Below are 7,678 nucleotides of genomic sequence, written 5' to 3'. Positions count from 1 at the left end.
CATCATCTTTCGCACCAAATATAATAGTATTTTGCTTACCAACATCTCCCTCTATAGTATTAATTGTAATCTCTATTACTTTTTCTGCTTCTGTTTCTTTTACATACTTAGTCGTTACCGTTCCAGGTGTACCCTGTGTATTAAGTCTTCCAGATTGAAGTGCTTTCGTTAAAAAGTCAGTACTTGTTCCAGTTAAGTCAAAAGTCACCTTTTTATCATCTTTTGCTGTTACTGTAAAGGTTATAGTTCCGCCTTCTACTACTGTTACATTATTAGTCGATAGAGTTAAAACTGGTGGTTCATTATCTGGTGTTTTCGCTGTATCTGTTGCCGGATCTGAATCATCACTCGTTCCATTTTTTGTGATAGCTTTTACAACTGTTTCATTTTTTACTTTTTCAGCAGGGATTGTGATTTCACCTGTGTCTGCATTGATTTGGATTTCTGGATCATCTGAAGTCCACTGGTTAAATGGATCTTTCGTTCCTACTACTTTTTTCGGTAAACCATCTTCTCCTGTGTAAGTAACCGTAATTTTGTCTGCTTTGGCTGGATCTTGTGGTCTTGCTGTTACAGATCCATCCTCTTTTGCTACTACTGTTGGTGTTTCTGGTTTTGGTGCTCTTGCGACTACTGTTGCTGGATCTGAATCAACACTATTACCATTTTTTGTGATGGCTGTTACTGGAGTATCGTCTTTTACTTTATCCGCTGGGATAGTGATTTCACCTGTATTAGGATCAATAGTTACACCTGGATTGTTCTCAAGAGTCCATCTTCCATCATTTCCTTTATTTCCTACTATTGTTACTTTTGAGCCCTCTTCGTCTTTATAAGTAACCGTAATTTTATCTGCTTTGTCTGGATCTTTTGGTTTTGCTGTTACAACACCAGTATTTGGTGCAGTTACGATTGGTGTTTCAGGTTTTGGAGTCTTTGCAGTTGCTTTTGCAGGAGTTGAATCATCACTATTACCTTTTGTTGTAACTGCTGTTACTTCTGTATTATCTTGTACTTTATCAGCTGGGATTGTGACTTCACCTGTATCTGCATCGATTTGAACATCTGGATTATCAACAATCGTCCATTTACCATTTTCACCCTTATTTCCTTCAGCTGTCTTTTTCGAACCATCTTCATCTGTGTAGCTAACTTTAATTTTATCTACTTTCGTTGAATCTTGTGGTTTTGCTGTTACAGATCCATCTTCTTTTGCTGTGGCTAATGGAGCTTCTGGAGTTTGAGCTTTATCTTCTAAAACATTCACAGGAGCATCTACAATATACGTTCCACGTTGCGGAATGATAACCTCAACTTTCCCGTAAACAGGTTGATTCGGTTCTGTAGCTTTTGATACATCTGGATCTTTAAACCAACGATAGGTTGTACCAGCTGGCAAGTCTTGTGTATTAGCAATACTATTAATTGCAGGTGGAACGACACCTTTATTAGTCGTTTGTGGCTTAGATTTTGGTTTTAAGTCGTATTTTTCTGCTTCTTCTGGTTTCAACGGTAATACACCGATAATGGCATTTTCACCAGTTATATAACGCTTATATCCTCCTTCTGTATATCCTCCATACGCAAGGAAGGGATCATTTGCTAAACGTTTTTTCATTTCCGCAAGCATCGGATCATTTGGATTTTTATTTCCCCAATCCGACATAATACTATTGTTTAGTTCTTCACCTTCAAGGATTTTCGTTTTGAAAGTGATAATTGAACGTTGTCCTGCCGAAACGTTCATTTTATCTTCAATAACTCCTCGGGCAAGATTATAGTCAAGTCCATTTTTATAAATCCCTAACATATCACCAACACGAGAAGTTGCATCTTTATTACGATCCGTACCATCTTTTGGATCATCATGATAAATATTCCATCTCCAATTATTAGATGGATTTATATAATCCATCCAGGCATCAATATTTTCACCATATGTTGCTCCTGAACGACGTTCTCCGTTTTTAACATAAGCACGATAAGCGGATCTGTCATGCTCCCAAGCTGTTGCACTAGCATAATCCTTGTGGAAAGTCTGTTTCCCATCTTGGTATTTTGTATAAGTAAATTCATACGGATCTCCAACTGTACGTGGAATCGCAAGTGAGATTTTTTTAGTAAATACCGTCTAATCCATTTGGTCTTGGTCCTGAATCTAAGATCCAGTAATAATATCTATTCCCATCTTTTTCAATACGTTCTTCACGGTAAACACGAATGTTCTCATACGCTTGATCAGCAGTTCCCTTACTTACGAAAGCATATTGCTTCGTATCTGGCGAATATACATCACGGTGTGAATAGTCAATCATCGGATTTTTAGTCCAACCAACCCCAAAGTCTGTGACGTTCGTGTCACGAACCGTACTTGTCCCGCGAGCAACTTCTTTGCCATTTTTAGTTACTACTGCTGTAACAACAGCATCTTTTACCATCAAATTAGTATCTACATTAACTGTAAAATAACCATTTGTTTGGGATTTGGTATTATAAGTTCTTCCACCAACAGCCACTTCAACATCTGCTTCTGCCGCTGTATATCCATCGACTTGAGCAATATAAGCTAAACTGTCGTTAAAAGCTACTGTATCTGTTTGTTTTACTGTAGTAGTAGCAACAGTCTGTCTATTAACCACTAATTCAACTGTATCTCCAACTTCAATACCTGGAGCATTTAATTTGAAAGCTCCCGAATCATCAAGTGTAGTAGTCACTACTGTTTGACCATTTCTCTTAATCTCAATTGTTGAAGATGGTGTTGCATACCCTGTAATAAATCCAGAGTTGGCTACAACAATTCCTAGCTCCCCACGATTAGTTGTAGTATCAATGGGGACTGATCTGAAATCAGAACCCTCTTTCGTCTTATCTCCATTACGTGGACCACGAGAACCTGAATCAGCAATTGTATTTTCCCCTTCTATTTTCTCAGGAGAATCAACCTTAGGCATTGAACGTAAAATAAAGATTTGCTCTTCTAACTTTTTAGTTGCCGCATCAATTTCCGCTTGTGTCAACTCAAGACTATTGTTATTAAGCACACTATTAGCTGTTTCTAAATCTGCCTGGATTGCAGCAAGGGTTGAAGCTGGAGCTTTTTCCTTGTTGACCTTATCCAAGAGTCCTTGAACTTCTGTAATTTTCTCTTGTAATTTCGTTTTATCTAGTGTTTGTTTTTCTGATGCTTTTTTATCTAAGGAATCAATTCCGCTTTTAGATGAAATATCAATAGCTGATCCGTTATTTAGAGGATTAGTCCCTACAACTTCTCGATTTTTATCCGATTCCCCTATCTTCTCATTTTTTTCTGTTTCAGCAGTATCTACCAGAGGTGTCCCCTCATTTGGATTCGGTGCGCCTATGACAGGTTGGTTTTTATCATCTATCACATCCGCACTCACGACGCGCGTACCTAAAAACATCAGTGCTGCTACAGCTACTGAAGCTGCACCAAAGCTATATTTACGAATAGAAAAGCGTAAAACCTTTTCACGTTGGTGACGCTCTACTCTATTTATTGAATCCGATTTCTTTCCCATGGCTTCTCCTTAAATAAAAAAAATATAAAATAAAAAGCAATTCTTATAGCTAAACTCCTAATAGAGTATATCTACAAAAATTAACCATGATGATATATTTAAACATCACAGCTATCACAGCTATCACAGCTATCACAGCTATCACAGCTATCACAGCTAATTATACCATTTTCAACATATTTAAACAACTATAAATCGGTTTGTTTTATCAAATAAATTTAAAAATATTTAGCAAAATATTTAATTGTATATAAAATATCAATATATTATGTTTTATAAAAAAAGAGAGGTTTCCCTCTCTGTCAAATCTAGATTTTTTCTTCTTTGATATCAATCACAATCTCTTCTGATTCATCAAGAATTTCGGCCTTTTCTTGCCATTGCTCCTTGAGATTATTAAATCGATCTTTTGAGGCTTCTGTCGCTTGAAAAGCATAGGATTTAGCTTGAGCAAGGACACTGTCCACAGTGATTTCACCTGACTCAACCTGTTCTTTGGTTTTCAGAACGAAATCTGTAGCCTGCTCCTTGACTTCTGTCAGTTTTTCACAGACCTGCTCCTTGGCATACTCTGGATCTTCTCTCAAATCATCCAGAAAATCTTGAGCCTGACTGCAAACTTGTTTGCCCTTGTCGCTTGTTAAAAACAAGGCAAGAGCTGCACCTGAAACAGTTCCTAAAAGGATAGAGGATAGTTTACCCATAAGGTTTCTCCTTTTTTATTTTTTTAAAAATTTACTTGCAAGACGAAGAGCTGACAAACTTGCCCCAGTCTTGAGTGTTTTTGAACCAGCTGATGAAGCTTTCTTGCTCAAGACACGCGCATGGTCATTGAGGTCTGAAACAGATAGCGACAAATCTGCAACAGCATTAAAGAGTGGATCAATCGTTGCCACCTTGACATTGATATCATCTGCCAAGACATTGACCTTAGCCAGCAATTCATTGGTATGATGCAAGGTCACATCCACATCTGAAGTCAAGGTTTTAATCGTCTTCTCTGTTTCATCGATCACACGTCCAAGCTTTTGCACAGTAATGATTAGATACACTAAAAATACAATCAAAGCTAGGGCAACAAGAATATATGCAACTTCTAACATTTAGTTTTCCTCCTCTGTAACATAGTAAGGGGCCTTCTTTCGATTTTGATATAGAATGATAAAAATACCGAGACCGATAAGGACAACTGATAGCCACTGAGATACTCGAAGACCAAAGAACATGAGACTATCTGTCCGCATGCCTTCGATGATCATACGACCGAAACCATACCAAATCAAGTAGAAAGCAGTGATATGACCTCGTCTGAGACTCTTCCATTTTCGTCTGAATATCAGAATCAAGGCAAAGCCAAGTAGATTCCATAGAGACTCATAAAGGAAGGTCGGTTGACGGTAGCTCCCCTCTATATACATCTGGTCACGAATAAAGCCAGGTAGATAATCCAGATTATCCACCGCTGCACCATAGGCTTCTTGGTTAAAAAAATTACCCCAGCGACCCAAACTTTGAGCAATCATGACGCTAGGCGCCGCAATATCTAGAAAATCCCAAGTATTGATGAGTTTGCGATCGGCAAAGATATAGAGTACAATAGCCCCAGTTATCAAACCACCGTAGATGGCCAAACCACCATTCCAAATGGCAAAAATCTCTCCCAAATTCTGACTATAATAATCCAAACGGAAAATGACATAGTAGAGACGAGCTCCTAAAACAGCCAAGGGAAAGGCTACTAAGATAAAATCTAAAATATCGTCTGGTATAATCTTCTTTCTAGGCGCTTCTTTCATGGTCAAATAAACCGCAAGAATTAAGCCTGTCACAATACACAAGGCATACCAACGAATGGCTAGAGGTCCTAGTTGAATAGCAATTGGATCAAGCATTTTGCACCTCATTTCGAGCGATGAGATTTGTCAAGCGTTCTTCGAACAAACGCGTCGCATCAAAGCCCATTTCCTTGGCACGATAATTCATGGCAGTTGCCTCAATCACGACAGAAATATTACGACCTGTTTTAACTGGGATACGGATACGAGGAATGGCTACGCCAGAAATTTCAAGTTCCTCTGCATTGTTTCCCAGACGATCAAAGGTCTTATGCGTATCGTAATTTTCCAAATAGACAGCAAGCTGAACCTGTGAAGAATCCTTGACAGCACTGGCACCGTAGAGACTCATGACATCGATAATCCCAACCCCACGAATTTCAATCAAGTGTTTCAAAATTTCAGCTGGTTCACCCCAGAGAGTAATCTCATCCTTGGCAAAGATATCAACACGGTCATCGGCTACCAAACGGTGACCACGTTTGACAAGCTCAAGACCTGTCTCACTCTTACCGATGCCACTATCGCCCTGAATCAAGACGCCCATCCCATAGATATCCATCAAGACACCGTGTACACTGGTACGTTCTGCTAAACGAGAATCCAGATAGCTAGATAACTCTCCAGACAAACGACTGGTAGCTGTACGGCTGGTTAAAATGGCAATCTTACATTCTCTGGCTGCCTTTAACATCTCCTCTGGAACCACCAAACCACGGGCAACGATGACCGCAGGTGTCTCAGGTAGAAACATTTTTTTCAAAACTTCATAACGGCTGTTGGAAGGCATGCTGATCAGATAAGACCACTCCTTCATCCCCAAAAGTTGAATCCGCTCTGGCGTGTAGTAGTCAAAATAGCCTGTCATTTCAAGACCAGGTCGCGTAATGTCCGCTGTATTGATTTCCTTTTCAAGCAATTCTGGTTCGCCATAGACAATGTCTAGTCTGAGCTTTTCAATCACTTCTTTTACTAAAACCGACATCATTTCCTCCTTCAATCAAGTTCTTTTTACTATTATATCAAATTGTAGGAGGATATTTCAGATTTTTGCAGGCTTTGGAGTATTTATTTATACTCAATGAAAATCAAAGAGCAAACTAGGAAACTAGTCGCAAGCTGCTCAAAACACTGTTTTGAGGTTGTAGATAAGACTGACGAAGTCAGTCACATACATACGGCAAGGCGTCGTTGACGTGGTTTGAAGAGATTTTCGAAGAGTATTAAAAGAAAAAAGACTAGATTTCTCCAGCCTTTCATTTCAAATTAGAATTTTTTACGTTTACGAGCTGCTTCTGATTTACGTTTACGTTTTACAGAAGGTTTTTCATAGAATTCACGTTTGCGTGTTTCTTGAAGAGTACCAGCTTTAGTAACCGCACGTTTGAAACGACGAAGTGCGTCGTCAAGAGATTCATTCTTACGTACTACTGTTTTAGACATTTTTTTCACTCCCTTCAAGTTCAATATCTATTTTATTCTACACGTAAAAGGAATAATTGTCAAGCAAAAATGCGGTTTAATTTTGATTTTTTCTTACATTTATACAAGAGTTGAAAGCGTTCAACAGAACATTGCTTTTTATTTTTCAAGTAAGCTGAGCGCTTCAGCATCCGCAATAATGGTCACATCAGGGTGATTTTGTAAGCTACTTGCTGGTAGAGACTCAGTAACTGGGCCAGACACTGTTCCGGCAATGGCTTCTGCTTTCGACTCACCGTAAGCAAAAAGAATAATAGACTTGGCATCCAAAATGTTTTTAATCCCCATTGAAATAGCTTGGGTTGGGACGTCTTCAATCTTGTCAAAGAAACGCGCATTGGCTTCGATAGTAGACTGGTCAAGTTCTACTAGATGCGTTTGACTGTCAAATGGAGTACCAGGTTCATTAAAGCCGATATGCCCATTGCGACCGATTCCCAAGATTTGGAGGTCGACTGGATGGTCAGCCAAAATTTGGTTGTAGCGTTCAACTTCAGCTTCAGCATGATCCTTAACCCCACGAGGCAAGAAACTTTCTTTAAATGGTTTTTGGTTGAACAAGTTTTCTTGCATGAAGTGACGGTAAGACTGTGGATTGTCGCCATCAAGGCCTACATACTCATCAAGGTTGACACTGGTTAGATTTGAAAAATCAAGGTCACTCTCAACAATTTCCTTATAAAATTCAAGTGGGCTACTTCCTGTCGCAAGTCCTAGAGTTTGAGCGCCGTTGTTCAATTTTTCCTTCAAAATCTCAAAAGCAACTTTTCCACCTTCGATTTGGTTTTCAACTTTAATAACTTTCATCTTTTCATCCTC

8 protein-coding genes are annotated in these 7,678 nt (G+C 38.9%); all 8 read right to left on the bottom strand.

The window, feature by feature from the left end; translation table 11 throughout:
- The coding region (locus SMIDD26_RS12225; protein WP_246746905.1) for a Rib/alpha-like domain-containing protein at positions 1–1,915 on the bottom strand (1,915 nt) is incomplete at its 3' end.
- Positions 1,916–2,117: 202 nt separating this feature from the next.
- Positions 2,118–3,542, bottom strand: a complete 1,425-nt coding sequence (locus SMIDD26_RS04555; RefSeq protein WP_061439203.1) for a YSIRK-type signal peptide-containing protein — start codon at positions 3,540–3,542, stop codon at positions 2,118–2,120.
- 308 nt (positions 3,543–3,850) lie between these two features.
- Positions 3,851–4,246, bottom strand: coding sequence for a YtxH domain-containing protein (locus tag SMIDD26_RS04550; RefSeq protein ID WP_061439202.1), 396 nt, complete (start codon positions 4,244–4,246; stop codon positions 3,851–3,853).
- A gap of 15 nt (positions 4,247–4,261) precedes the next feature.
- On the bottom strand, positions 4,262–4,645 hold the full coding sequence (locus SMIDD26_RS04545) for a DUF948 domain-containing protein (RefSeq protein ID WP_050389901.1): 384 nt from the start codon (positions 4,643–4,645) through the stop codon (positions 4,262–4,264).
- On the bottom strand, positions 4,646–5,434 hold the full coding sequence (lgt, locus tag SMIDD26_RS04540; protein WP_061439200.1) for a prolipoprotein diacylglyceryl transferase: 789 nt from the start codon (positions 5,432–5,434) through the stop codon (positions 4,646–4,648).
- Positions 5,427–6,362 (bottom strand): HPr(Ser) kinase/phosphatase, encoded by a 936-nt coding sequence (gene hprK, locus SMIDD26_RS04535; RefSeq protein ID WP_061439198.1) that lies wholly within the window; start codon positions 6,360–6,362, stop codon positions 5,427–5,429. Before hprK ends, lgt begins: the two co-directional genes overlap by 8 nt.
- 281 nt (positions 6,363–6,643) lie before the next feature.
- The gene (gene rpsU / locus SMIDD26_RS04530) at positions 6,644–6,820 is read right to left on the bottom strand and encodes a 30S ribosomal protein S21 (RefSeq protein ID WP_000048054.1); all 177 of its coding nucleotides are present in this window, start codon (positions 6,818–6,820) and stop codon (positions 6,644–6,646) included.
- A gap of 138 nt (positions 6,821–6,958) precedes the next feature.
- Positions 6,959–7,666: a glucosamine-6-phosphate deaminase gene (locus tag SMIDD26_RS04525; RefSeq protein WP_061439196.1), complete on the bottom strand. Its 708-nt coding sequence runs from the start codon at positions 7,664–7,666 to the stop codon at positions 6,959–6,961.
- Positions 7,667–7,678: the final 12 nt, after the last annotated feature.

It is taken from the genome of Streptococcus mitis, from assembly GCF_001579035.1.
GTDB classification, from domain to species: Bacteria; Bacillota; Bacilli; order Lactobacillales; family Streptococcaceae; genus Streptococcus; species Streptococcus mitis_J.
This window is presented reverse-complemented; position numbering and strand designations above follow the sequence as displayed.